General features: G+C 64.7%; 19 protein-coding genes. 9 read left to right on the top strand and 10 right to left on the bottom strand.

Annotated features, from left to right (window positions below; translation table 11 throughout):
- Positions 1–87 precede the first annotated feature (87 nt).
- Positions 88–531 carry a cadmium resistance transcriptional regulator CadR gene (gene cadR, locus ACLEJP_RS19990; protein ID WP_440809141.1) on the bottom strand — a complete coding sequence of 148 codons (444 nt, stop codon included), beginning with the start codon at positions 529–531 and terminating at the stop codon, positions 88–90.
- Between the two features lie 83 nt (positions 532–614).
- On the opposite strand from cadR, the gene ACLEJP_RS19985 reads away from it, so the two are divergent.
- The 5 genes from ACLEJP_RS19985 (at position 615) to ACLEJP_RS19965 (ending at position 7,694) form a co-directional block, all read left to right on the top strand.
- Complete coding sequence (locus ACLEJP_RS19985; protein WP_440809139.1) at positions 615–2,828, top strand: heavy metal translocating P-type ATPase; 2,214 nt, start codon at positions 615–617, stop codon at positions 2,826–2,828.
- A 9-nt stretch (positions 2,829–2,837) separates the two neighbouring features.
- Positions 2,838–3,707 carry a LysR family transcriptional regulator gene (locus ACLEJP_RS19980; RefSeq protein WP_440809137.1) on the top strand — a complete coding sequence of 290 codons (870 nt, stop codon included), beginning with the start codon at positions 2,838–2,840 and terminating at the stop codon, positions 3,705–3,707.
- Between the two features lie 158 nt (positions 3,708–3,865).
- Complete coding sequence (locus ACLEJP_RS19975) at positions 3,866–4,924, top strand: putative 2-aminoethylphosphonate ABC transporter ATP-binding protein (protein ID WP_440809135.1); 1,059 nt, start codon at positions 3,866–3,868, stop codon at positions 4,922–4,924.
- A 1-nt stretch (position 4,925) separates the two neighbouring features.
- A complete protein-coding gene (locus tag ACLEJP_RS19970; protein WP_440809133.1) occupies positions 4,926–6,650 on the top strand; it encodes a putative 2-aminoethylphosphonate ABC transporter permease subunit in 1,725 nt (574 codons plus the stop codon).
- Between the two features lie 18 nt (positions 6,651–6,668).
- Positions 6,669–7,694, top strand: coding sequence for a putative 2-aminoethylphosphonate ABC transporter substrate-binding protein (locus tag ACLEJP_RS19965; protein WP_440809131.1), 1,026 nt, complete (start codon positions 6,669–6,671; stop codon positions 7,692–7,694).
- Between the two features lie 114 nt (positions 7,695–7,808).
- On the opposite strand, the gene ACLEJP_RS19960 is transcribed toward ACLEJP_RS19965, so the two are convergent.
- Both ACLEJP_RS19960 and ACLEJP_RS19955 read right to left on the bottom strand, forming a co-directional pair.
- Entirely contained in the window at positions 7,809–9,173 is a 1,365-nt protein-coding gene (locus ACLEJP_RS19960) for a GTPase/DUF3482 domain-containing protein (protein WP_440809129.1), read from the bottom strand.
- On the bottom strand, positions 9,166–10,557 hold the full coding sequence (locus ACLEJP_RS19955) for a DUF2868 domain-containing protein (RefSeq protein ID WP_440809126.1): 1,392 nt from the start codon (positions 10,555–10,557) through the stop codon (positions 9,166–9,168). The genes ACLEJP_RS19960 and ACLEJP_RS19955 overlap by 8 nt, the downstream gene beginning before the upstream one ends.
- A 54-nt stretch (positions 10,558–10,611) precedes the next feature.
- On the opposite strand from ACLEJP_RS19955, the gene ACLEJP_RS19950 reads away from it, so the two are divergent.
- Positions 10,612–11,127 (top strand): dihydrofolate reductase, encoded by a 516-nt coding sequence (locus ACLEJP_RS19950; protein ID WP_440809124.1) that lies wholly within the window; start codon positions 10,612–10,614, stop codon positions 11,125–11,127.
- Positions 11,128–11,161: 34 nt separating this feature from the next.
- On the opposite strand, the gene ACLEJP_RS19945 is transcribed toward ACLEJP_RS19950, so the two are convergent.
- Positions 11,162–12,553 (bottom strand): L-cystine transporter, encoded by a 1,392-nt coding sequence (locus tag ACLEJP_RS19945; protein ID WP_440809122.1) that lies wholly within the window; start codon positions 12,551–12,553, stop codon positions 11,162–11,164.
- A gap of 244 nt (positions 12,554–12,797) precedes the next feature.
- Here ACLEJP_RS19945 and ACLEJP_RS19940 point away from each other — a divergent pair, with 244 nt between their 5' ends.
- Complete coding sequence (locus ACLEJP_RS19940) at positions 12,798–13,853, top strand: haloacid dehalogenase-like hydrolase (protein ID WP_440809120.1); 1,056 nt, start codon at positions 12,798–12,800, stop codon at positions 13,851–13,853.
- Between the two features lie 109 nt (positions 13,854–13,962).
- On the opposite strand, the gene ilvD is transcribed toward ACLEJP_RS19940, so the two are convergent.
- The 3 genes from ilvD to ACLEJP_RS19925 form a co-directional block, all read right to left on the bottom strand.
- On the bottom strand, positions 13,963–15,804 hold the full coding sequence (ilvD, locus tag ACLEJP_RS19935; protein WP_440809118.1) for a dihydroxy-acid dehydratase: 1,842 nt from the start codon (positions 15,802–15,804) through the stop codon (positions 13,963–13,965).
- Between the two features lie 303 nt (positions 15,805–16,107).
- Positions 16,108–17,304, bottom strand: coding sequence for a class I SAM-dependent rRNA methyltransferase (locus ACLEJP_RS19930; RefSeq protein ID WP_440809116.1), 1,197 nt, complete (start codon positions 17,302–17,304; stop codon positions 16,108–16,110).
- 97 nt (positions 17,305–17,401) lie between these two features.
- Positions 17,402–17,941, bottom strand: coding sequence for a type 1 glutamine amidotransferase domain-containing protein (locus tag ACLEJP_RS19925; RefSeq protein ID WP_440809113.1), 540 nt, complete (start codon positions 17,939–17,941; stop codon positions 17,402–17,404).
- Between the two features lie 190 nt (positions 17,942–18,131).
- On the opposite strand from ACLEJP_RS19925, the gene ACLEJP_RS19920 reads away from it, so the two are divergent.
- Positions 18,132–18,950, top strand: coding sequence for an HDOD domain-containing protein (locus tag ACLEJP_RS19920; RefSeq protein WP_440809266.1), 819 nt, complete (start codon positions 18,132–18,134; stop codon positions 18,948–18,950).
- Between the two features lie 3 nt (positions 18,951–18,953).
- Positions 18,954–19,766 carry a bifunctional DNA-formamidopyrimidine glycosylase/DNA-(apurinic or apyrimidinic site) lyase gene (gene mutM, locus ACLEJP_RS19915; protein ID WP_440809110.1) on the top strand — a complete coding sequence of 271 codons (813 nt, stop codon included), beginning with the start codon at positions 18,954–18,956 and terminating at the stop codon, positions 19,764–19,766.
- A gap of 100 nt (positions 19,767–19,866) precedes the next feature.
- Here the strand turns inward: mutM and ACLEJP_RS19910 are convergent, their stop codons facing one another.
- The 3 genes from ACLEJP_RS19910 to ACLEJP_RS19900 all read right to left on the bottom strand — a co-directional run bounded on the left by ACLEJP_RS19910 (position 19,867) and on the right by ACLEJP_RS19900 (position 22,415).
- Complete coding sequence (locus tag ACLEJP_RS19910; RefSeq protein WP_013974644.1) at positions 19,867–20,118, bottom strand: YfhL family 4Fe-4S dicluster ferredoxin; 252 nt, start codon at positions 20,116–20,118, stop codon at positions 19,867–19,869.
- Positions 20,119–20,225: 107 nt separating this feature from the next.
- The gene (gene coaD / locus ACLEJP_RS19905) at positions 20,226–20,705 is read right to left on the bottom strand and encodes a pantetheine-phosphate adenylyltransferase (protein ID WP_225779623.1); all 480 of its coding nucleotides are present in this window, start codon (positions 20,703–20,705) and stop codon (positions 20,226–20,228) included.
- A 111-nt stretch (positions 20,706–20,816) separates the two neighbouring features.
- Positions 20,817–22,415: a GMC family oxidoreductase N-terminal domain-containing protein gene (locus ACLEJP_RS19900; protein WP_440809107.1), complete on the bottom strand. Its 1,599-nt coding sequence runs from the start codon at positions 22,413–22,415 to the stop codon at positions 20,817–20,819.
- Positions 22,416–22,423: the final 8 nt, after the last annotated feature.

Genomic DNA, 22,423 nt, shown 5'->3' with positions numbered 1-22,423 from the left:
GGCACGCCCGCTCCCACAGGTACAGCGCAGCCTTCAGGTGCGGCGCGGTCCCTGTGGGAGCGGGCGTGCCCGCGAAGCTTTTTGGGCTCAATGGCCGTGACTACGCCCCACATGCGAATGCTCGGTATCCGGCACCGATACCGCCCCGTTCGTTTCCAGTTGCTGCAAGATCGCGCACTCAGCCCCCTGTGCATTGCAGCGCCGGCGCAATTCCACAAGCTGTTGCTGCAACGCCACCAGGCCATCGATCCGCGCCTGCACGTGCTCGATATGCTCGTCGATCAACGCATTGACGCTGCCGCAAGAACCCTCCGGGCTGTCGCGCAGGCCTAGCAGGCTGCGGATTTCGTCCAGGGTCATGTCCAGGGTGCGGCAGTTGCGGATGAAGGTCAGCCGCTCGACGTGGGCCTGGGTGTACAGCCGGTAGTTGCCCTCTGTACGCGCCGGCTCCGGCAGCAGTTGTTCGCGTTCGTAATAGCGGATGGTTTCCACGGCGCAATCGGTGGCCTTGGCCAGTTCTCCGATCTTCATCAGCAAATCTCCAGCAAGAGGCTTGACCCTATAGTGGCTACAGGGTGTTCACTTGGCAACAGGCTCATATTAAGGACGAACCCATGAACCAGCCTGTCAGCCACGAACACAAGCATCACCACCACGCCCACAGCTGCTGTGAAGCCTCCGTTGCGCCCGCCAAGGTACAGGTGAGCGGAAAAGCCAGCAGCCACGCCCAGCTCAGCCGCTTCCGCATCGAGGCCATGGACTGCCCGACCGAGCAAACGCTGATCCAGGATAAGCTGGGCAAGCTGGCGGGCATCGAGCAGCTGGAATTCAACCTCATAAACCGCGTACTCGGCGTGCGTCACACCTTGAACGGCACTGCCGAAATCGAGCAGGCGATCGACAGCCTGGGCATGAAAGCCGAGCCGCTTGGCAGTGCAGATGAAGGCAGCGCCAACGCGCCGCAATCGGCCAAGGCCCGCTGGTGGCCGCTGGCTTTGTCGGGCGTCGCCGCGCTCGCCGCGGAGATCGTGCACTTTGCCGCGCTGGCCCCGGAATGGGTCGTGGCGGCACTGGCGCTGGCGGCCATCCTTGGCTGTGGCCTGGGTACCTACAAGAAGGGCTGGATCGCGCTCAAGAACCGCAACCTCAATATCAACGCGCTGATGAGCATTGCCGTGACCGGCGCCGTGCTGATCGGCCAGTGGCCGGAAGCCGCCATGGTGATGGTGCTGTTCACCGTCGCCGAACTGATCGAAGCCCGCTCGCTGGACCGCGCGCGCAATGCGATTGGTGGCCTGATGCAGCTCGCCCCGGACCTGGCCACCGTGCGCCAGGCCGATGGCCAATGGCGTGAAGTGGAAGTGCGTGAGGTGACCATCGGTGCCTTGGTGCGGGTGCGCCCCGGCGAGCGCATTGGCCTGGACGGCGAAGTGACCAGCGGGCAATCCAGCGTCGATCAGGCGCCGATCACCGGCGAAAGCCTGCCCGTGGAGAAGGCGGTGGGTGACAAACTGTTCGCCGGCACCATCAACCAGGCGGGCGCTCTGGAGTTTCGCGTTACCGCAGCTGCCGGGCAATCGACCCTGGCGCGGATCATCAAGGCGGTCGAGGAAGCGCAAGGTGCCCGGGCGCCTACCCAGCGGTTCGTCGACCGCTTCTCGCGCATCTACACGCCGGTGGTATTTGCCATTGCATTGGCCGTGGCGGTAATACCGCCGCTGTTCATGGCCGGCGCCTGGTTCGACTGGGTCTATCGCGCCCTGGTGCTGCTGGTGGTGGCCTGCCCGTGTGCCTTGGTGATTTCGACCCCGGTAACCATCGTCAGCGGGCTGGCCGCCGCCGCGCGCAAAGGCATCCTGATCAAGGGCGGCGTGTATCTGGAGGGCGGCCGGCAGCTGGACTTCCTGGCGCTGGACAAGACCGGCACCATCACCCATGGCAAGCCCGTGCAGACCGACGCCAAGGTGCTGGAGCCGCTGTTCGAAGGCCGCGCCCAGGCCCTGGCCGCCAGCCTGGGCGAGCGTTCCGACCACCCGGTATCCCGTGCGATTGCCCAGTTCGGCAAGCAACAAGGGCTGGCCCTGGCCGAGGTCGAGGATTTCGCCGCCCTGGCCGGCCGAGGTGTGCGAGGCCGCATTGCGGGTGAACTCTACCACTTGGGCAACCACCGGATGGTCGAGGAGCTGGGCCTGTGTTCGCCGCAGCTGGAGGCCCAGCTGGATGCGCTGGAACGTCAGGGCAAGACCGTGGTGCTGCTGCTCGACCGCTCCGGCCCCTTGGCCTTGTTCGCCGTGGCGGATACGGTCAAGGACAGCAGCCGCCAGGCCATCGTCGAGCTGCATGAGTTGGGCATCAAGACCGTGATGTTGACCGGTGACAACCCGCATACCGCCCAGGCCATCGCTGCCGTGGTCGGGATCGACCGCGCCGAAGGCAACCTGCTGCCTGCCGACAAGCTGACGAGCATCGAAGCGCTGTATGCCCAGGGCCATCGGGTGGGCATGGTCGGCGACGGCATCAACGATGCCCCGGCGCTGGCCCGCGCCGAGATCGGTTTCGCCATGGCGGCGGCCGGTACCGACACCGCCATCGAAACCGCCGACGTTGCGCTGATGGACGACGACTTGCGGAAAATCCCGGCCTTCGTCAGGCTGTCGCGGCAAAGTGCGGCGATCCTCATGCAGAACATCGTTCTGGCGTTGGGTATCAAGGCGATATTCCTGGCGATCACCTTTGCCGGCATGGCCACCATGTGGATGGCGGTGTTTGCCGACATGGGCGTCAGCCTGCTGGTGGTATTCAACGGCTTGCGTCTGTTGCGCAAATAGAGGACATGCATGCTGAGTTCGGAGCTCAAAGCCTTCTACATGGTGGCCCGCCTGGGCAGCATCACCCTCGCGGCGAAGAAGCTCGGGCTCAGCCAGCCCACGGTGACCACGCAGATTCGTAACCTGGAAAGCCAGTACGCGGTAGAACTGTTCTACCGCGGCGGACGGCGCCTGGTGCTGAGCGAGGAGGGCGGGCGCCTGCTGCCGATGGTCAAGGCGCTGCTGCAGCAGGAGGCCGACATCGAGTTCGAGTTGCGCAACAGCGGCCAGGCTCAGGGCAGCTTGCGCATTGCCGCCACGGCGCCTTACTACATTCTCGACCTGGTGAAGATCTACCGTGAACGCCTGCCGCAGGTGGACGTGGCGGTGGAAATCGGCAACTCGCAGCAGGTACTGGAAATGCTCGAGGAGTACCGGGTGGATATCGCTGCCTCGTCGCAGCTGGTGGAGGACGCGCGACTGGTGCGGCGGGTGCTGGGGACCGACCCGCTGGTGGTGGCGGTGCACCGCAATCATCCGTTGGCCCACCGCCAGGCGGTGTCGATCGAGGCGGTGGCCGGGCATTGCCTGCTGCTGCGCGAACAGGGCTCGACCACGCGCAAGCTGACCGAGCAGATGATGCGGGAGGCCGGGGTGACAGCCGGAGCGTTGCTGGAAATCGGCAGCCGTGAATCGATCCGAGAGGCGGTTTTGCGCAATATCGGCATAAGCGTGATTGCCCGGCACGAGGTGCCGCACAACCCTGAGCTGCGAGTGCTGGCGCTGGACAACGCGCCAGTCATGCATGAGTACCTGTATTGCCTGAAGGAGCGGCGTCAGGCCAGGTTGCCGGCGGCGTTCCTCGGGGTGGCGCAAGAAGTGGCGGGTTCGCATTTCTGATTCGAGACCAGCACAGCCTGTAGGGGCAGCCTTGTGTCGCGGAAGGGCTGCTCCTACAAAATCTGCCTATACCACTATCAGCGGCTTTTGCCTTAAAGCCACAGAACCTTCGCACAGCCTTCCTAGCATGGCCCCCATCTCTTCGATGAGGCCCTGCCATGAACCCCACCACCCCTGGCGCACAGATGAAAGTGCGCAACATCCACAAGCGCTTCGGTGCCTTCACCGCGCTCAATGATGTCTCGCTGGACATCGCCGCCGGCGAGCTGGTGTGCCTGCTGGGCCCATCCGGCTGCGGCAAGACCACCCTGTTGCGCTGCATCGCCGGGTTGGAGCGCCAGGACAGCGGCACGCTGTACATTGGCGAGCGCGATGTCTCCAGGCTGCCACCGCAGGCCCGCGACTACGGCATCCTGTTCCAGTCCTACGCGTTGTTCCCCAACCTGACCGTCGAAGCCAACATTGCCTACGGGCTGACCGGCAGGCGCCGCGACCAGGCACGTCAACGGGTGGCTGAAATGCTGGAGCTGGTCGGCCTGGGCGGTAGCGAGAAAAAGTACCCCGGTCAGCTCTCGGGTGGCCAGCAGCAGCGTGTGGCCCTGGCCCGCGCGCTGGCGCCGTCGCCCTCCCTGCTGCTGCTCGACGAGCCGATGTCAGCGCTGGATGCCCGGGTGCGCGAGCACCTGTGCAGCGAACTGCGCCAGCTGCAGCGCCAGCTGGGCATCACCACGTTGATGGTGACCCACAACCAGGACGAAGCCATGCTGATGGCCGACCGCATTGCGGTGATGAACAACGGCCAGGTCGAGCAGTACGCCACCCCGCAGGCAATCTACGATAAGCCCGCCACGCCGTTCGTCGCCGAATTCGTCGGCCAGGGCAACTGGTTGCCGTTCCAGCGCAGCGGCGACAGCCATGCCCAGGTCGGTAGCATGAACATGCGCCTGGTGCCGGGTTCGGCCCAGGCCAGCAGTGGCCGGCTGTTCTGCCGCCCGGAGGCGATCACGGTCAACCCGACGGTGCACGAAGACAACCTGTTCCCGGCGTTGGTCCGCGAGATCACCTTTCTCGGCAACCGCTGCCGCATGAGCTTCGAGCTCAAGGCCCTGCCAGGCCATGCGCTGCTGGCCGAACTGGCCCCCGAGGCCATGCCACGACTGGGCTCGCAGGATATCTGGGTGGCCCTGCCGCCGCAGCGCCTGCAGGTGTTTGCCTGAGATGGCCGCGCCCATGTCCCTGCCATTGAACCAGGCCCAAGCCAATGACAACGCTGGCATCGCCCAGGGTGACCGGTTGTTCGTCGTCGGCGGCAAATGCCTGCTGCTGACCCTGCTGCTGGTGGCGGTGCTGATGCCGCTGCTGGCGATCTTCTGGCGCGGCTTCAGCGCCGAAGCGGGCCAGGGTGGCGGCCTAGTGGCGGCGCACGAGCTGTTTACCAGCGCCAACTTCCACTGGTTGCTGGGCAACAGCCTGGCAGTCGCCTTCACCGTCGCGGCCATCGTAGTGCCACTGGCCTATGTGTTCGCCTATGCCCTGCAACGCACATTGATCCCGGGCAAGGGCCTGTGGCGGGGAATTTCCCTGCTGCCGCTGCTGGCGCCATCGATGCTGCCAGCGATTGCCCTGGTCTACCTGTTCGGCAACCAGGGGCTGCTGCGCGGCTTGCTCGACGACAACATCTACGGCTTCTGGGGGATCGTGCTGGGCGAGGCAATCTACACCTTTCCGCATGCGCTGATGATCCTGCTGTCAGCCTTGTCGCTGGCCGATGCGCGTCTGTTCGACGCTGCCTCCAGCATGGGCGCCGGGCCGGGGCGGGCGTTCACCAGCGTTACCTGGCCGGCCACGCGCCAGGCGGTGTTCGCGGCGTTCTGCCTGGTGTTCACCCTGACCATCACCGACTTCGGTGTACCGGTCGTGGTCGGCGGCGATTATCAGGTGCTGGCGCTGGAAGCCTACAAGGCAGTGGTCGGCCAGCAACAGTTTGGCCGTGGTGCGCTGATTGGCATGGTGCTGCTGGTGCCGGCGCTGTTGAGCTTCTCTGTCGACGCCTGGCTGCGCCGACGCCAGGGCGAGGCCCTGAGTGGCCGCGCCCAGGTGTTCGTGCCGAAGCCGTCGCGCAGCCGCGATGCCTGCTTCCTGGCCATCGTGCTGCTGGTGTGCGCGGCGTTGCTGCTGGTGATCGGCATGGCGGTGTATTCGTCGCTGGTGACCTTCTGGCCTTACAACCTGTCGTTGTCGCTGCGTCACTACCTGTTCGAGGACACCGCCGGGGGCGGCTGGCTGGCCTACCGCAACAGCGTGACCATGGCCAGCGGTACTGCGCTGATCGGCAGTATCGTGATCTTCACCGGTGCCTACCTGATGGAGAAGACCCAGGGACAACGCCCGCTCAACCAGGCGCTGCGCTTGCTCAGCTTTATCCCCATGGCTGTGCCGGGCCTGGTCCTGGGCCTGGGCTACGTGTTCTTCTTCAACCTGAACGGCAACCCCCTGCACGTGTTCTATGGCGGCATGGGGCTGTTGGTGGTGTGCACCATTGCCCATTACCTGACTACCGCGCAAATGACCGCGGCCACCGCCCTGCGCCAGCTCGACGGCGAGTTCGAGGCCGCCGCGCTGTCGCTGAAGGCCCCGCTGTACCGGCACTTCCTGCGGGTGACCGTGCCGATCTGCCTGCCGGCGCTGCTGGACATCATCCGCTACCTGTTCGTCTCGGCGATGACCACGGTATCGGCGGCGATCTTCCTGTACAGCCCCGACACCATCCTGGCTGCCGTCGCCGTGCTGAACATGGACGACGCTGGCAACGTCGGCGGTGCCGCCGCCATGTCCACCCTGATCCTGCTGACCAGTGCCGGCGCTTCACTGTTGCTGGCTGCAGCCTCACGCGGCCTGCTGCGCCGCTCCCAAGCCTGGCGCCAATGCGCCGCGACCGTCTGACCTGTAAGGAACCTACCCATGCACAAGCACCTTGCACTTGCCGCTGCTGTCTCCGCCGTGTTCAGCCTGCAGGCTTCGGCCGCGGCGACCCAGCTGACGGTCTACACCGCGCTGGAAGCCGAACAGCTGAAGAGCTACAAGCAGGCCTTCGAGAAGGCCAACCCGGACATCGAGATCAAGTGGGTCCGTGACTCCACCGGCATCATCACCGCCAAGCTGCTGGCCGAGAAAGATCGCCCGCAAGCTGACGCCGTATGGGGACTGGCGGCATCGAGCCTGGCCATCCTCGACCACAACGGCATGCTCGAAGCCTATGCACCCAAGGGCCTGGACAAGATCGCCAACAACTATCGCGATGCTGCCAACCCGCCAGCCTGGGTCGGCATGGACGTGTGGGCCGCCACCCTTTGCTTCAATACCATCGAGGCCGAGAAACAGGGCCTGAGCAAGCCGGTCAGCTGGCAGGACCTGACCAAGCCCGAGTACAAGGGCAAGATCGTCATGCCCAACCCGGCCTCGTCCGGCACCGGCTTCCTCGATGTCAGTGCCTGGTTGCAGACCTTTGGCGAGCCGCAGGGCTGGGCCTACATGGATGCCTTGCACCAGAACATCGGTCAATATGTTCATTCCGGGTCCAAACCCTGCAAGCTGGCGGCGGCGGGCGAGTTCCCGATCGGTATCTCGTTCGAGTACCCGGCCGTGCAGCTGAAGCGCCAGGGCGCGCCGCTGGACATTGTGCTGCCGAAGGAAGGCCTGGGCTGGGAGATCGAGGCGACCGCAGTGATCAAGGGTTCGCCCAAGGCGGATGCGGCCAGGCGCCTGGCGGATTTCTCGGCCAGCCCGGCGGCCATGGAGCTGTACAAGGAGAACTTTGCCGTGCTGGCCGCGCCGGGTATCGCCAAGCCACAGACCGAACTGCCGGCGGACTATGAGCAGCGCCTGATCAACAACGACTTTGCCTGGGCTTCGCAGAACCGTGACCAGATCCTGGCCGAGTGGCGCAAGCGCTATGACGGCAAGTCGGAGAAGGTGGCCCAGCAGTAACCTGCACCGGCCCCTTCGCGGGCACGCCCGCTCCCATAGGAATAGCGCACATGTCAAGGAATGTGAGATGCCTGTGGGAGCGGGCATGCCCGCGAAGGGGCCAGATCTGCCCACTCAAAATTGTGAAACCAGCGCCTCCAACTGCTCCTGCCGCTCGGCCTGATTCAGCTTCGCCCCAGGGTTCAACGTGGACCACTGCGGATGCGCTCGCGCCTTGCCCAGCGCCTCCGGCATCTTGCCCTCCCGCCAGGCCTTCTCATCCAGTTCCCCCAGCCGAATGCTGTCCTGCGCTGCATGCCCTCGGTTTTCCAGCGCCACCATCAACTGCTGCTGACGCAAGGCCAACAAGCGCAACACCGTATCGTCCACCGTCAGTTCGCGCTTGCCCTTGAGCTTGCCCATCAATCGTGAACCATAGTTGCGCGCCGTCTGCAGCGCGCCGCCGGCAATCGCCCCGGCCAGGGCGGCAGCCCCCAGTGTCAGGCCGCCGACCAGCAGGTCTACCCCGGCACCCGCCGCAGCACCGGCGGCCACACCGCTGCCCAGGCGCACGCCGAGCAGTTTCAAGGTCTCCGGATTGAACAGGTCGTCGCCCCAGCGGCCATCCAGCAACGGCAGGTCGCTGGCATGGGCATCCTCGCGGCGGAAGGCATACAGCTTGAGCAACGCTTCGACACAGCGCTGTTCGCGCTGGCGCACCTCTTGACGTAGCGCCTCGATGGCCCGGGCTTCGGCAGCCGGCTCGGCCTCGACACTGCGTCGGCAGGCGGCGCAGTCCAGCAGCAGTTCGGCGATCAGGCGCTTGCCGCTGTGCCGGCGAGCCAGGCGCTGCGCCTGCTGGTCGTCGATCAGCCGCTGCAGGGCCGGGCGGGCGTTTTCCAGCAGCAGCGCCAGGCTTTCGTACAACCGCCGCTCGCCATCCTCTGGCGGGGCCACGCTGTCGAACCGCACCAATGCGTGCAGGCCAAGCCGGGCAAGGGCTTCACGCCATTGCGTTTCGCGATGCGAGTGGCTGGCGACGAAGTTGAGTACGGGTAGCAGCGGCTTGCCGCAGCTGGCCAACACCTCCAGCTCGTCGCGGTACTTGGCCAGTACCGGCTCGCGGGCGTCGATCACGTACAAGCCAGCATTGCTGGCCAACAGCTGGCGCAGCACCTTGGCCTCCTGCTCGAAACGCTGGCGCGCTTCGCTGCCCTGCAGAAAACGCTGCAGACGGGCCGGGCCGTCGAGGCGCTCGCCCGGACGGTCCAGGCGTTCAAGGTAGTCGAGCAGGGCGATGGCGTCTTCCAGCCCCGGGGTATCGTACAGTTCCAGCAGGGGCTCACCGTCCACCGACAGCCGCGCCCCTTCCACATGGCGGGTGGTGCTGGGGCGGTGGGATACCTCGCCGAAGCCGACGTCACGGGTCAGGGTGCGCAGCAGCGAGGTCTTGCCGACGTTGGTGTGGCCGACCACGGCCAGTTTCAGTGGCTCAGTCATGGCCATGCTCCAGCCAGTTCAGTGGCGAGGTATCGGCATGTGCCAAGCCAAGCCGGTCGAGGGCTTCGTGCCAGTCACCCAGGCGCTGGGCGTCGAGGGCCTGGCTCGGTGCGGCCTGTAACAGCCAGATGCGGGTTGCGCCGGCATTGCGCGCCAGTTCGGCGAGCAACGCCAGGCTGCCACGGTCGGGCGAGCGGCGTGGGTCGCAGGCAATCGCCAGGCGTGCCGGGGGGAAGCGGCTGAGCTGCTCCAGCAGCCGGTTACGCGATTCACGGCTGTCGAGCACACCGGCATCGGTTACGCCATTCGGCAAGGGCGGTGGCCAGGGGCGCTGATCATCCAGCTCCAGGCCGACCAGCAGCGCGCCGCTGCTGCCGCTTTCCAGTTGGCCGGCGGTGAACGTCGGCAAGGCATCGGGCGCGGCGTCCTGTACCCCGATGCGTTCGCTGCGTGGCATCAGCGCATCACGCAGCTGCGCGTAGCCGGGCAGGCTGAGGTCCAGCGCCAGGCGTGCACGGCCTTGGCGCCAGCGCCACAGGCACAACCCGGCCAGCAGCAGACGCGGCAGCAGGCCATAAATTAGCACCACGCCAAGCAGCCAGCTGGCCCAGGCCTGGCGGGCCGGGTCCAGGGCCGGGAGGCTGCCGCCGCTGGCGCGGATCATGGCCTCGTCGGGCACGGCGAAACCCAGCAGCGCGGGCACAGCGCCCAAGGCCTGGGTCAGGTGGATGAACGGGTCGGCGGCGAGCAGGGTGGTTTCCCAGACAAAGCCATAACGTCGGGTCGCCAGCAAGGCCAACAACATGCCCAGCGCGCTGGTCATTGCCAGCAGCCACAGGCCGTGCACCAGCAGGCCGAGCAACCAGCGGCTGAGGCGCTGGCGCTGCAACAGCACCAGCAGTGCCGGGGCCAGGTGCGCGGCCCTGGCGTCACGGGCGAAGCGTTCGCTCAGCCACAGCCACAGGCGACCCAGCCCGGCGCCATACTCGCCGCTGGCGGCAAAGCCGATGGCCCAGCCCAGCAGCATCAGCAGGTCAAGCCCGAGCAGGCTAGCCAATGCCCAGAATACATTCACCGGGCGTTGCCCATCACCGAGGGCCGCCAGGGCCAGCCCCGCGCCGCTGAGCAGCGCCATTATCAGCAAGGCCAGCAGTGCCAGGCGCGCACCTTGTTTCCAGTGGCGCAGGGCGGTGCTCATGCCGTCGCGTTCAGCCAGGAACAACGCTCGGGTTTCAAGGCGGGTCGCCAGGTCACCGCCTGCCTGGCGGGCGCGGCGGTTGGCTTCCTGGTCCTCCAGGGGGCCGGCATGTTCCTCGCGCAGGCGTACCGCTTCGGTGAGCCAGCGCTTGTCCAGGGAGGTCGGAGCAGTCACAAGGTCGTCCATTGCACAGGTCAGGGCAGAAGCATAACCCACACGCCCGGTGCTATCCTCGCTGGCATGAATACATCACTCCCCCTCAGCCTGATCGCGGCGCACGCCGAAAACCGCGTGATCGGCATCGATAATTCCATGCCCTGGCATTTGCCGGGGGATTTCAAGTACTTCAAGGCCACCACCCTGGGCAAGCCGATCATCATGGGGCGCAAGACCTGGGATTCGCTGGGCAGGCCGCTGCCTGGGCGGTTGAATATCGTAGTCAGCCGGCAGGCAGGCCTGGAGCTGGCGGGAGCCGAGGTGTTTGGCTCGCTGGAAGAGGCGCTGGTGCGGGCCGAGCAGTGGGCACGTGAGCACGGCGTCGATGAGCTGATGCTGATCGGCGGGGCGCAGCTGTATGGGCAGGCGCTGGAGAAAGGGCTGGCCAGTCGCATGTACCTGACGCGGGTCGAGTTGTCGCCGGAAGGGGACGCGTGGTTCCCGGAGTTCGATCCGGGGCAGTGGAAGCTGGTGTCGAGCGAGGCGCAGGCTGAGGAAGGTAAGCCTGCGTACCACTTTGAGGTTTGGGACAGGGTTTGAGATTCTGGGGCTGCAAAGCAGCCCCGGCAATCCGTCAGGTATGGCTCAGCTCGGCATGTTCATCGCCAGCCAGCACCAGCTTGTCGGTCTCTTTCAACAGCTGGCTGGTCACCACCCCCGCGGTCATCGAACCATTCACGTTCAACGCCGTCCGGCCCATGTCGATCAGCGGCTCTACCGAAATCAGCAACGCCACCAGCTCCACCGGCAAGCCCATGGCCGGAAGCACGATCAATGCGGCGAACGTCGCACCACCCCCTACACCGGCAACGCCTGCCGAACTCAGGGTAACGATAGCCACCAGGGTGGCGATCCACAGCGGGTCGAAGGTATCGATGCCCACCGCCGGTGCCACCATCACCGCCAACATGGCGGGGTAGAGGCCGGCACAGCCGTTCTGCCCGATGGTGGTGCCGAACGAGGCGCTGAAGCTGGCAATCGACTGCGGCACACCCAGGCGGCGGGTTTGCGCTTCGATGTTCAGCGGAATGCTGGCGGCGCTGGAGCGGCTGGTGAAGGCGAAGGTCAACACCGGCCACACCTTGCGCAGGAAGCGCAGCGGGTTCACCCCGGTGACGGCGAGGATAATGCCGTGCACCACGAACATCAGCCCCAGGCCGAGGTACGACACCACCACGAAGCTGCCCAGCTTGAGGATGTCCTGCATGTTCGAGCTGGCCACCACCTTGGCCATCAGCGCCAGCACGCCATACGGGGTCAGCTTCATCACCACCCGCACCAGGCGCATCACCCAGGCCTGCAGGGTGTCGACGGCCAACAGCACGCGCTGGCCTTTCTCGGCATCGTCCTTGATCAGTTGCAACGCGGCCAGGCCGAGGAACACGGCAAAGATCACCACGCTGATGATCGAGGTCGGTTTCGCCCGCGCCAGGTCAGCCACCGGGTTGCTGGGGATGAACGACAGCAGCAGCTGCGGGATGTTGAGGTCGGCGACCTTGCCGGCATAGTCGCTGTGGATGACCTGCATGCGTGCGCTTTCCTGGGCGCCAGCCACCAGGCCCTCGGCGCTGAGGCCGAACAGGTTGGTCAGGACGATGCCGATCAATGCTGCGATGGCAGTGGTCAGCAGCAGGGTGCCAATGCTGAGCACGCTGATGCGGCCCAGCGACGAGGCATTGTGCAGGCGTGCCACGGCGCTGAGGATCGAGGCGAAGATCAGCGGCATGACGATCATCTGCAACAGGCCGACATAGCCGTTGCCGACCAGGTCGAGCCAGCCGATGGTGGCCTTGAGCACCGGGTGGCCTGCGCCATACAGCGTGTGCAGGGCCAGCCCGAAGACCACACCCAGCACCAGGCCCAGCAGTACCTTCCGGGCCAGGCTCCAGTCGGTGCGGCGGGTTTGTGCCAGGCCCAGCAACAGGGCGAGGAATGCCAGCAGATTAAGGGACAGCGGCAGGTTCATTGAAGCTCCAGCGGTAAAAGGCAAAAGAGGCATCGCCTCTGTGAGCGATTGCGAACGGAAATGCTAACAGCCTGAAAACAAACGAATTTATACACATATGGAATGTGCATAGTCGTTTATGGAATAACGCTGTGTCGCGCATTGCAATGAACGCGGCGTTTGCAGCTGCATGAGGGTCGTTATGAAAGGCCGTCGGCAACGCTCGTTGCACTAGCGTTTCGGGGTCATTTCAGGAGATTCGTACATGAAATCTGCTTCGAAAGCTGTCGCTGCCGCCTTGTCCCTGCTGTTCAGTATCGAAACCTTCGCCACCGAGCTCAAACACTGGCCGGCCGAGGCTGCCAAGCAACTCGATACCCTGATCGCCGCCAACGCCAACAAGGGCAACTACGCGGTGTTCGACATGGATAACACCAGCTACCGCTACGACCTTGAAGAGGCCTTGCTGCCATTCATGGAAAACAAGGGCCTGCTGAGCCGCGACAAGCTCGACCCTTCGTTGAAGCTGATGCCCTTCAAGGACACCGCCGACCACAAGGAAAGCCTGTTCAGTTATTACTACCGGTTGTGTGAAGTCGACGACATGGTCTGCTACCCGTGGGTAGCCCAGGTGTTCTCGGGCTTCACCCTGCAGGAGCTGAAGGTGCAGGTGGATGAAATGATGGCCTCCGGCAAGCCGATCCCCAGCACTTACTACGAAGGCGACCAGGTCAAGACCATCGAGGTGCAGCCGCCCAAGGTCTTCAAGGGCCAGACTGAGCTGTACAACAAGCTGATGGAGAACGGTATCGAGGTCTACGTGATCTCTGCCGCCTCGGAGGAGCTGGTGCGTATGGTCGCGTCCGATCCCAAATATGGCTACAACGTGAAGCCTGAGAACGTGATTGGTGTGAGCCTGCTGCTGAAGGACCGCGCCAATGGCCAGCTGACCACCGCGCGCAAGCAGATCACTGCCGGACACTACGATGCCAAGGCCAACGTCGGGCTGGAGCTGACCCCGTACCTGTGGACCCCGGCCACCTGGATGGCCGGCAAGCACGCAGCCATCCTGACCTATATCGACGAGTGGAAGAAACCGGTACTGGTGGGCGGCGACACCCCAACCAGCGACGGCTACATGCAGTTCCATGGCGTGGACGTGGACAAGGGCGGCATCCACCTGTGGATCAACCGCAAGGCCAAGTACATGGACCAGATCAACGGCATGATTGCCAGGAATGCGGCGGCGCAGGCCAAGGAAGGCTTGCCGGTGACGGCGGACAAGAACTGGGTGGTCGTGACGCCGGAGCAAATTCAGTAAGCCTTGGGGGGCTTGCCCCGGGCCTCTTCGCGGGTGAACCGCGAAAGGGCCTTGCAGCCAGAAAAAACCGGCGCTCAGGGCGCCGGTTCTTTTTCTCTTCTGTCAGGCCTCAAAGCCCTTCCAGCATCGCCTTGTTACGCACAGCACCCTTGTCGGCACTGGTCGCCAGCAGGGCATAGGCCTTCAGCGCAGTGGTCACCTTGCGTGGGCGCACTTCGGCTGGCTTCCAGCCCTTCTTGTCCTGCTCGACGCGACGCTGGGCCAGTTCTTCGTCGCTGACTTGCAGGTTGATCGAACGGTTGGGGATGTCGATCAGCACCTTGTCGCCGTCGCGCACCAGGCCGATGGCACCGCCAGCCGCGGCTTCCGGCGAGGCGTGGCCGATCGACAGGCCCGAGGTACCGCCCGAGAAGCGGCCGTCGGTGAGCAGGGCGCAGGCCTTGCCCAGGCCTTTGGACTTCAGGTACGAGGTCGGGTACAGCATTTCTTGCATGCCCGGGCCGCCTTTCGGGCCTTCGTAGCGGATGATCACGATGTCGCCGGCCTTCACCTCGTCGGCGAGGATGCCGCGCACGGCGCTGTCCTGGCTCTCGAAGATCTTCGCGGTGCCTTCGAACACCAGGATCGATTCGTCGACACCGGCGGTTTTCACCACGCAGCCATCCAGCGCGATGTTGCCGTACAGCACGGCCAGGCCGCCTTCCTGCGAGTAGGCGTGCTCGACGCTGCGGATGCAGCCTTCGGCGCGGTCCAGGTCCAGGCTCGGCCAACGGGTCGACTGGCTGAATGCGGTCTGGGTCGGGATGCCGGCAGGGCCTGCCTTGAAGAAGGTGTGCACGGCTTCGTCATCGGTCTGGGTAATGTCCCACTTGGCGATGGCTTCTTCCATGCTGCGGCTGTGCACGGTCGGCAGGTCGGTGTGCAGCAGGCCGCCACGGGCCAGCGAGCCGAGGATGCTGAAGATGCCCCCGGCGCGGTGCACATCTTCCATGTGGTACTTCTGGATGTTCGGCGCCACCTTGCACAGCTGCGGCACTTTGCGCGACAGGCGGTCGATGTCGCGCAGGTCGAACGCCACCTCGGCTTCCTGGGCTGCGGCCAGCAGGTGCAGGATGGTGTTGGTCGAGCCGCCCATGGCGATGTCGAGCATCATGGCGTTCTCGAACGCCTTGAAGTTGGCAATGTTGCGCGGCAGCACCGACGCGTCGTTGTCGCCATAGTAACGCTTGCACAGCTCGACGATGGTGCGGCCGGCAGTGAGGAACAGTTGCTCGCGGTCGGCGTGGGTGGCCAGGGTCGAGCCGTTGCCCGGCAGGGCCAGGCCCAAGGCTTCGGTCAGGCAGTTCATCGAGTTGGCGGTGAACATGCCGGAGCACGAGCCGCAGGTCGGGCAGGCGCTACGCTCGTATTCGGCGACTTTTTCATCGGAGGCCGAAGAGTCGGCAGCGATGACCATGGCGTCGACCAGGTCCAGGCCATGGCTGGCCAGCTTGGTCTTGCCGGCTTCCATCGGGCCGCCGGAAACGAAGATCACCGGGATGTTCAGGCGCAGTGCGGCCATCAGCATGCCGGGGGTAATCTTGTCGCAGTTGGAGATACACACGATGGCGTCGGCGCAGTGGGCGTTGACCATGTATTCCACGGCGTCGGCGATGATCTCGCGGCTTGGCAGCGAGTACAGCATGCCGTCGTGGCCCATGGCGATGCCGTCATCGACCGCGATGGTGTTGAATTCCTTGGCCACGCCACCGGCGCGTTCGATTTCGCGGGCGACCAGCTGACCCAGGTCCTTCAGGTGCACGTGGCCTGGGACGAACTGGGTGAACGAGTTGGCGATGGCGATGATCGGTTTCTTGAAGTCTTCGTCCTTCATCCCGGTGGCGCGCCACAGGGCACGGGCGCCGGCCATGTTGCGGCCTTGGGTGGAAGTCTTTGAACGGTAATCAGGCATGAAACACTCCTGGCGGCTTAATCAGGTCACAGAAAGGGGAGTGAGCTTCTCTTGTCCTTTGTACCGCAGGCCGGTTGCCACTGGCACGGATGGGGCCGAGGACTGCGCGGGATCGCCGCGTGCCTGGCCAGAGCTCATAAACCCGCCGGGGATGACTGGCGATGAATAGGCCGATTCTACACCGCTGGGGCGGTGAGGGAATGGCGATGTGGATAGTTGGCCGTTTTGCGAGCAGCGAGGGTGATTGCCCTACCCTGTGGAAGCGGGTGAACCCGCTCCCGCAGGGGCGCATCGGCGTTGCGGTCAGCTGTTGGGCAGCAACCGGCAGGTGATGCTCTTGATGTAGCGGGTTTCAGCGATGGCCGGGTGCACCGGGTGGTCCGGGCCCTGGCCGCCGCGCTCGAGCAACTGCAGGTTGCGGTCGAGGTGGCGGGCGCTGGTGAGCAGGATGTTGTGCAGGTCGTCTTCAGGCAGGTGCATCGAGCACGAGGCGCTGACCAGGATGCCGTCCTTGGTCAGCATGCGCATGGCCTGCTCGTTCAGGCGGCGATAGGCCGCTTCACCGTTTTTCAGGTCTTTCTTGCGCTTGATGAACGCAGGTGGGTCGGCAATGATCACGTCGAAGCGTTCTTCGGCGGCCTTGAGCTCGCGCAGGGCCTCGAACACGTCGCCTTCGATGCAGGTCAGCTTCTCGCTGATGCCGTTCAGCGCGGCGTTGCGTTCCACGCCATCCAGGGCAAAGCCCGAGGCATCGACGCAGAACACTTCGCTGGCGCCGAAGGCACCGGCCTGCACACCCCAGCCACCGATATAGCTGAACAGGTCGAGCACCCGCTTGCCTTTCACGTACGGTGCCAGGCGGGCGCGGTTCATGCGGTGGTCGTAGAACCAGCCGGTCTTCTGGCCGTCACGCACCGGGGCTTCGAACCTGACGCCGTTCTCTTCCAGCGGCACCCAGTCCGGCACTTCACCATAGACCGTCTCGACATAGCGCTGCAGGCCCTCGGCGTCGCGCGCCGAGGAGTCGTTCTTGAACAGGATGCCGCTGGGCTTGAGCACCTGGACCAGCGCCGCAATCACGTCGTCCTTGTGCGCTTCCATGGTGGCCGAGGCCAGTTGCACCACGAGAATGTCGAAGAAGCGGTCTACCACCAGGCCTGGCAGCAGGTCGGAATCGCCGTAGACCAGGCGGTAGCACGGTTGCTCGAACAGGCGCTGGCGCAGCGACAGGGCCACGTTCAGGCGGTGTACCAGCAGCGACTTGTCCAGCGGCAGCTTGACATCGCGCGACAGCAGGCGGGCGCAGATCAGGTTGTTCGGGCTCAGTGCAACGATGCCCAGCGGCTTGCCGTTGGCCGCCTCGAGAACGGCCTGCTGGCCGGCCTGAAAGCCCTGCAACGGAGTCGCGGTGACATCGACTTCGTTGCTGTAGACCCACAGGTGGCCGGCGCGCAGGCGGCGGTCGGCATTGGCTTTGAGGCGAAGGCTGGGCAGGGACATGACGTCGCTCCGGAAAAAAGAGCGGGATTATAACGCGTTGCCCGGCCATGCGTCCGTTGTAGGAACGGCCTTGTGTCGTGTCATCCGTGACATGGCATCAGGCCGCCAATGCCTTGATCAACTGCTGGTTGAACGCCGGAATGTCATCGGGCTGGCGGCTGCTGATCAGCTTGCCATCGACCACGACCTCCTCATCCACCCACTCGCCGCCGGCGTTGCGAATGTCGTCATGCAGGGTCTTGTAGCTGGTCATCCGTTTGCCCTTGACCAGCCCGCATGACACCAGCAACCAGCCTCCGTGGCAGATCACCGCCAGCGGTTTGCCGGCCGACTCGTGGCTTTTCACCAGTTTCTGCGCCGCGGGGATGAGCCGAATCGTGTCAGAGTTTTGCACGCCGCCAGGGAGCACCAAGGCATCGTAGAGGTCCAGGTGGGCACCTTCGAAAGTGGCATCCACGGCGAATTCATCCGCCGGCTGGTCATGGTTCCAACCGCGTACCGTGCCCTCCTTGTCGCTGAGGATATCCACCACCGCGCCGCTCTGTTCAAGGGCTTCGCGGGGGCCGGTCAGCTCCACCTGCTCGAAGCCGTCGGTGACCAGAAAGGCTACGCGCTTGCCGTTCAGTTCCGCACTCATGGTGCTTGCTCCTTTTCCGATGAATGTGAAAAAGAGGCCCGTGGCGGCCAAGGAAAGTTCCGGCGTTACGATTCAGTGGTTGGTCCCTTGCCGGTGCGGGGGGTTAGAATCGCTCGTCCCGAACGAGTGTGCACGTATGTCCCAGGAACTCAGCGCCGAACAGATTCAGCAAGCCTTGCAAGGCATCACCATCCCGCCGCAACCGCAAATCATGGTCGATCTGCAGTTCGAGCAGTACATGCCAGACCCTGACCTGGAAACCATCGCCAAGCTGATTGCCCAGGACCCCGGGCTTTCGGGCGCCTTGCTCAAGCTGGTCAACTCCCCGCACTTCGGCCTTTCCAACAAGATCGGTTCGATCCAGCGCGCGGTGAACCTGCTGGGTAGCCGTTCGATCATCAACCTGATCAACGCCCAGTCGATCAAGAGCGAAATGAGCGACGAGACCATCGTCACCCTAAACCGCTTCTGGGATACCGCCCAGGATGTGGCGATGACCTGCCTGACCCTGGCCAAGCGCACCGGCATCCAGCCGGCGGACGAGGCCTACACCCTCGGTCTGTTCCATGACTGCGGCGTGCCGCTGATGCTCAAGCGCTTCCCCGACTACATGGAGGTGCTGGAGCAGGCCTATGCCACAGCCGACGGGGAAACCCGGATCGTCGACAGCGAAAACCGGGCCTTCAACACCAACCATGCGGTGGTCGGCTATTTCACCGCCAAGTCCTGGCGCCTGCCCGAGCACCTCAGCGCGGCCATCGCCAACCACCACAATGCCCTGGCGGTATTCCGCGACGAAAGCTCGCGCAATACCCAGAGCCAGCTGAAGAACCTCCTGGCGGTATTGAAAATGGCCGAGCACATCTGTGCCTCCTACCGGGTACTGGGCAACCAGCCGCTGGACCATGAATGGCAGGTGGTCGGCCCGCTGGTGCTCGATTACATAGGCTTGTCGGAATACGATTTCGAAAACCTCAAGCAGAACATTCGCGAGTTGGGCGGGCACTGACACATGCCGGAATTACCCGAAGTAGAAACCACCCGGCGCGGTATCGCGCCGCACCTGGTAGGCCAGCGCGTCAGCCGGGTGGTGGTGCGTGACCGGCGCCTGCGCTGGCCGGTTCCCGAAGACCTGGACGTGCGCCTGTCAGGGCAGCGCATCGTCAGTGTCGAGCGGCGCGCCAAGTACCTGCTGATCAATGCCGAGGTCGGTACGCTGATCAGCCACCTGGGCATGTCGGGCAACCTGCGCCTGGTCGAGCTGGGTTTGCCGGCGGCCAAGCACGAGCACGTCGACATCGAACTGGAGTCGGGGCTGATGCTGCGCTACACCGACCCGCGCCGCTTTGGCGCGATGCTGTGGAGCCAGGACCCGTTCAACCACGAACTGCTGCTGCGCCTGGGGCCGGAGCCACTGACCGACCTGTTCGACGGCGAGCGGTTGTTCCAGTTGTCCCGCGGGCGTTCGATGGCGGTCAAGCCGTTCATCATGGACAACGCAGTGGTGGTGGGGGTGGGCAACATCTACGCCACCGAGGCGCTGTTCGCCGCCGGGATCGACCCACGACGCGCGGCCGGCGGGATTTCACGGGCGCGTTACCTGAAGCTGACGATAGAGATCAAGCGGGTGCTCGCGGCGGCAATCGAGCAGGGCGGCACCACCTTGCGCGACTTCATCGGCGGCGATGGCCAGCCGGGGTACTTCCAGCAGGAATTGTTCGTGTATGGGCGAGGCGGGCAGCCGTGCAAGCTGTGCGGCACGCCATTGCGCGAGGTCAAGCTGGGGCAGCGGGCCAGCGTGTACTGCCCGCGTTGCCAGCGCTGAGGGGGTGCGCTGTAAGTCGTAAGGGCGGAAATCTTGGGGGCGCTGCGCGCCCCATCGCGACACAAGGCCGCTCCTACAGGTGCCGCGCAGGCCTGTAGGTTCAGGCCTTGCCGGTAATACGACGATACTTGGCCATCAGCTCTTCTTCGGTTTCCGGGTGCGCTTCATCCAGCGGGATGCAGTCGACCGGGCAAACCTGCTGGCATTGCGGCTCGTCGTAATGGCCCACGCACTGGGTGCACAGGTTAGGGTCGATCACGTAGATCTCTTCGCCTTGGGAGATGGCCTCGTTCGGGCACTCGGGTTCGCAGACGTCGCAGTTGATGCAATCGTCGGTGATGATCAGGGACATGGGGACTCCGGCCGGGGCTCTGCGCCCGGGCATATTCAACGCAGTGGGCACAATTGTGCCGCATTCGCGCCCGCAGTGCACGCGGGCGCGATAATCAGCTGTCCGGCTTACTTCCTGAAGCGTTCGGTCAACGCGTCGGCCACCGCCGGGTGGACGAACTTGCTGATATCCCCCCCCAATGCGGCGATTTCCCGGACCAAAGTCGAGGAAATGAAGGAATAACGCTCCGAAGGCGTGAGGAACAGGCTCTCGACATCGGGGGCCAGTTGCCGGTTCATGTTCGCCAGCTGGAACTCGTACTCGAAGTCGGATACCGCCCGCAGGCCACGCAGGAACACGTTCGCGCCCTGTTCCTTGGCGAAGTGTGCCAGCAGCGAGGAGAAGCCGATGACTTCGACATTGGGCAGGTGCTTGGTGACCTCACGGGCGAGCTCCACCCGTTGTTCCAGCGGGAACAGCGGGTTTTTCTTGGGGCTGGCCGCCACGGCGATGATCACATGGTCGAACAGCCGCGAGGCGCGTTCGACCAGATCGCCATGGCCTTTGGTAATGGGGTCGAAAGTACCCGGGTACAACACTCGGTTCATCGCGTCATCCTGGCTGGAGTGCGTTGGGGAGTCGGATGGTAGCGCAGCGACTGCGCCCGGCCAAGTCATGCGGCCGGCTGATGGCACTATAGACAGGGGCCGCGTTCGTTGTCATGCGCTGTGTGCCAGGCGGGCAATCAGGGCCTCGCTGAGCCTGGCGCTGATGGCATACACCGACAATTGCGGGTTGGCGCCGATGCTGGTGGGGAACAGCGAACCGTCGTGTATCGACAGGTTCTCCAACTGGTGATGGCGGCCCAGGCTGTCGCATACCGCCTGGCGCGGGTCTTCCCCCAGGGCACAACCGCCCATCACGTGGGCGCTGCCCAGGCGCGTGCGAAACGGCTCCAGGCGCAAGCTATCGATCATGGCCAAGGCCTGTTGCAGGCTGGACGCAGCACGGGCATCGCTGTGCACGGGGGTTACCTGGGTGGCGCCGGCGGCGAACTGGATTTGCGCCATGCTGCGATAGGCGCGGCGCAAACCGTCATACAGGTAGCCGGTGAGCGGGTAGTCGAGCACGGGAGAGCCATCGCCGCGCAGCTCCACCGTCCCACCCTGGCTTTGCGGGTGAAAGCCGTCGCGCAGCAGTGCCAGCATCACATGGGTATGGGGTAGCTCGGCCATGCGCCGGGCATTGTCCTCGCCATACCCACCCAGCAGGGTGCTGGCCAGGGCCGGGTGCAACGGCGGTACCTCCAGCTTGTAGCCAATCGGGCCGTCGACGCCGCCTTGCCATTGGAAGTGGTCACTGTAGATGGACTGCGGGGCGCCGTAGTAGGGATCGATACGTTCGTTGAAGCGTGCTGCGCTGAAGTTCACCAGGTGCAGGAAGGTGCGCTTGCCCAGGCAGCCGTGCGGGTCGGGCGCAGCGGACCGCAGCAGTAGCGCCGGGCTGTTGATACCGCCCCCGGCCAGAACGTAATGGCGCGCACGTATGCGGACCTGGCAGCCCGAAGGGTGTATGCCCTGGCTGTCCAGCGCCTGGCAGGTCAGGCCATGGATGCGTTCGCCGTTGTGCTCGAAGCGCTCGGCCCGGGCCAGATAGAGTAACTCGCCGCCTTGCTCGAGCGTCGCGGGAATGCGGGTTACGAGCATCGATTGCTTGGCATTCACCGGGCAACCCATGCCGCAATAGCCCAGGTTCCAACAGCCGCGCACGTTGCGCGGAATCACCGCCCAGCGGTAGCCCAGCTGCTCGCAGCCACGGCGCAGCACGTCGTTGTTGGCGTTCGGCGGCAGTGCCCAGGGGCTGATGCCCAGTTCCTGTTCGATACGTTCGAACCAGGGGCGCATCTGCGTTTCGTCCAGGCCGCTCACGTTATGGGCCGAGGCCCAGTACGCCAGGGTCTCGGGCGGGGTGCGAAAACTCGAAGTCCAATTGACCAGCGTGGTGCCACCCACGGCGCGGCCCTGCAGAATGGTGATGGCGCCATCCTTGCTCATGCGCCCCAGGCCTTCCTGGTACAGGCTGGCGTAGGCTTCGTTTTCCAGCAGGTGGAAATCGCTGCTGGTCTTCAACGGGCCTTCTTCGACCAGCAGCACCTTGAAGCCGGCGGCGCTGAGCATTTGTGCACTGGTTGCGCCACCGGCACCGCTGCCAATCACGGCAACGTCGGCTTCCAGGATGAGGTCCTGCTCCAGGCGCGAAGCGTCATGGGTGATCCAGCCATGCTCCAGGCCTTGGCGAAACGGGTCGGGTACAGGCATCTGCGCTG

This window comes from Pseudomonas sp. SMV7, from assembly GCF_052041995.1.
GTDB lineage: Bacteria > Pseudomonadota > Gammaproteobacteria > Pseudomonadales > Pseudomonadaceae > Aquipseudomonas.
The sequence above is the reverse complement of the archived record's forward strand: the minus strand, read 5'-3'. Positions and strand labels throughout refer to the sequence as shown.

What these genes read in the sequence shown, in the direction of transcription:
- cadR (WP_440809141.1), bottom strand. Translation starts at nt 531, where the DNA reads ATGAAGATCGGAGAACTGGCCAAGGCCACCGATTGCGCCGTGGAAACC.
- ACLEJP_RS19985 (WP_440809139.1), top strand. Translation starts at nt 615, where the DNA reads ATGAACCAGCCTGTCAGCCACGAACACAAGCATCACCACCACGCCCAC.
- ACLEJP_RS19980 (WP_440809137.1), top strand. Translation starts at nt 2,838, where the DNA reads ATGCTGAGTTCGGAGCTCAAAGCCTTCTACATGGTGGCCCGCCTGGGC.
- ACLEJP_RS19975 (WP_440809135.1), top strand. Translation starts at nt 3,866, where the DNA reads ATGAACCCCACCACCCCTGGCGCACAGATGAAAGTGCGCAACATCCAC.
- ACLEJP_RS19970 (WP_440809133.1), top strand. Translation starts at nt 4,926, where the DNA reads ATGGCCGCGCCCATGTCCCTGCCATTGAACCAGGCCCAAGCCAATGAC.
- ACLEJP_RS19965 (WP_440809131.1), top strand. Translation starts at nt 6,669, where the DNA reads ATGCACAAGCACCTTGCACTTGCCGCTGCTGTCTCCGCCGTGTTCAGC.
- ACLEJP_RS19960 (WP_440809129.1), bottom strand. Translation starts at nt 9,173, where the DNA reads ATGACTGAGCCACTGAAACTGGCCGTGGTCGGCCACACCAACGTCGGC.
- ACLEJP_RS19955 (WP_440809126.1), bottom strand. Translation starts at nt 10,557, where the DNA reads ATGGACGACCTTGTGACTGCTCCGACCTCCCTGGACAAGCGCTGGCTC.
- ACLEJP_RS19950 (WP_440809124.1), top strand. Translation starts at nt 10,612, where the DNA reads ATGAATACATCACTCCCCCTCAGCCTGATCGCGGCGCACGCCGAAAAC.
- ACLEJP_RS19945 (WP_440809122.1), bottom strand. Translation starts at nt 12,553, where the DNA reads ATGAACCTGCCGCTGTCCCTTAATCTGCTGGCATTCCTCGCCCTGTTG.
- ACLEJP_RS19940 (WP_440809120.1), top strand. Translation starts at nt 12,798, where the DNA reads ATGAAATCTGCTTCGAAAGCTGTCGCTGCCGCCTTGTCCCTGCTGTTC.
- ilvD (WP_440809118.1), bottom strand. Translation starts at nt 15,804, where the DNA reads ATGCCTGATTACCGTTCAAAGACTTCCACCCAAGGCCGCAACATGGCC.
- ACLEJP_RS19930 (WP_440809116.1), bottom strand. Translation starts at nt 17,304, where the DNA reads ATGTCCCTGCCCAGCCTTCGCCTCAAAGCCAATGCCGACCGCCGCCTG.
- ACLEJP_RS19925 (WP_440809113.1), bottom strand. Translation starts at nt 17,941, where the DNA reads ATGAGTGCGGAACTGAACGGCAAGCGCGTAGCCTTTCTGGTCACCGAC.
- mutM (WP_440809110.1), top strand. Translation starts at nt 18,954, where the DNA reads ATGCCGGAATTACCCGAAGTAGAAACCACCCGGCGCGGTATCGCGCCG.
- ACLEJP_RS19910 (WP_013974644.1), bottom strand. Translation starts at nt 20,118, where the DNA reads ATGTCCCTGATCATCACCGACGATTGCATCAACTGCGACGTCTGCGAA.
- coaD (WP_225779623.1), bottom strand. Translation starts at nt 20,705, where the DNA reads ATGAACCGAGTGTTGTACCCGGGTACTTTCGACCCCATTACCAAAGGC.
- ACLEJP_RS19900 (WP_440809107.1), bottom strand. Translation starts at nt 22,415, where the DNA reads ATGCCTGTACCCGACCCGTTTCGCCAAGGCCTGGAGCATGGCTGGATC.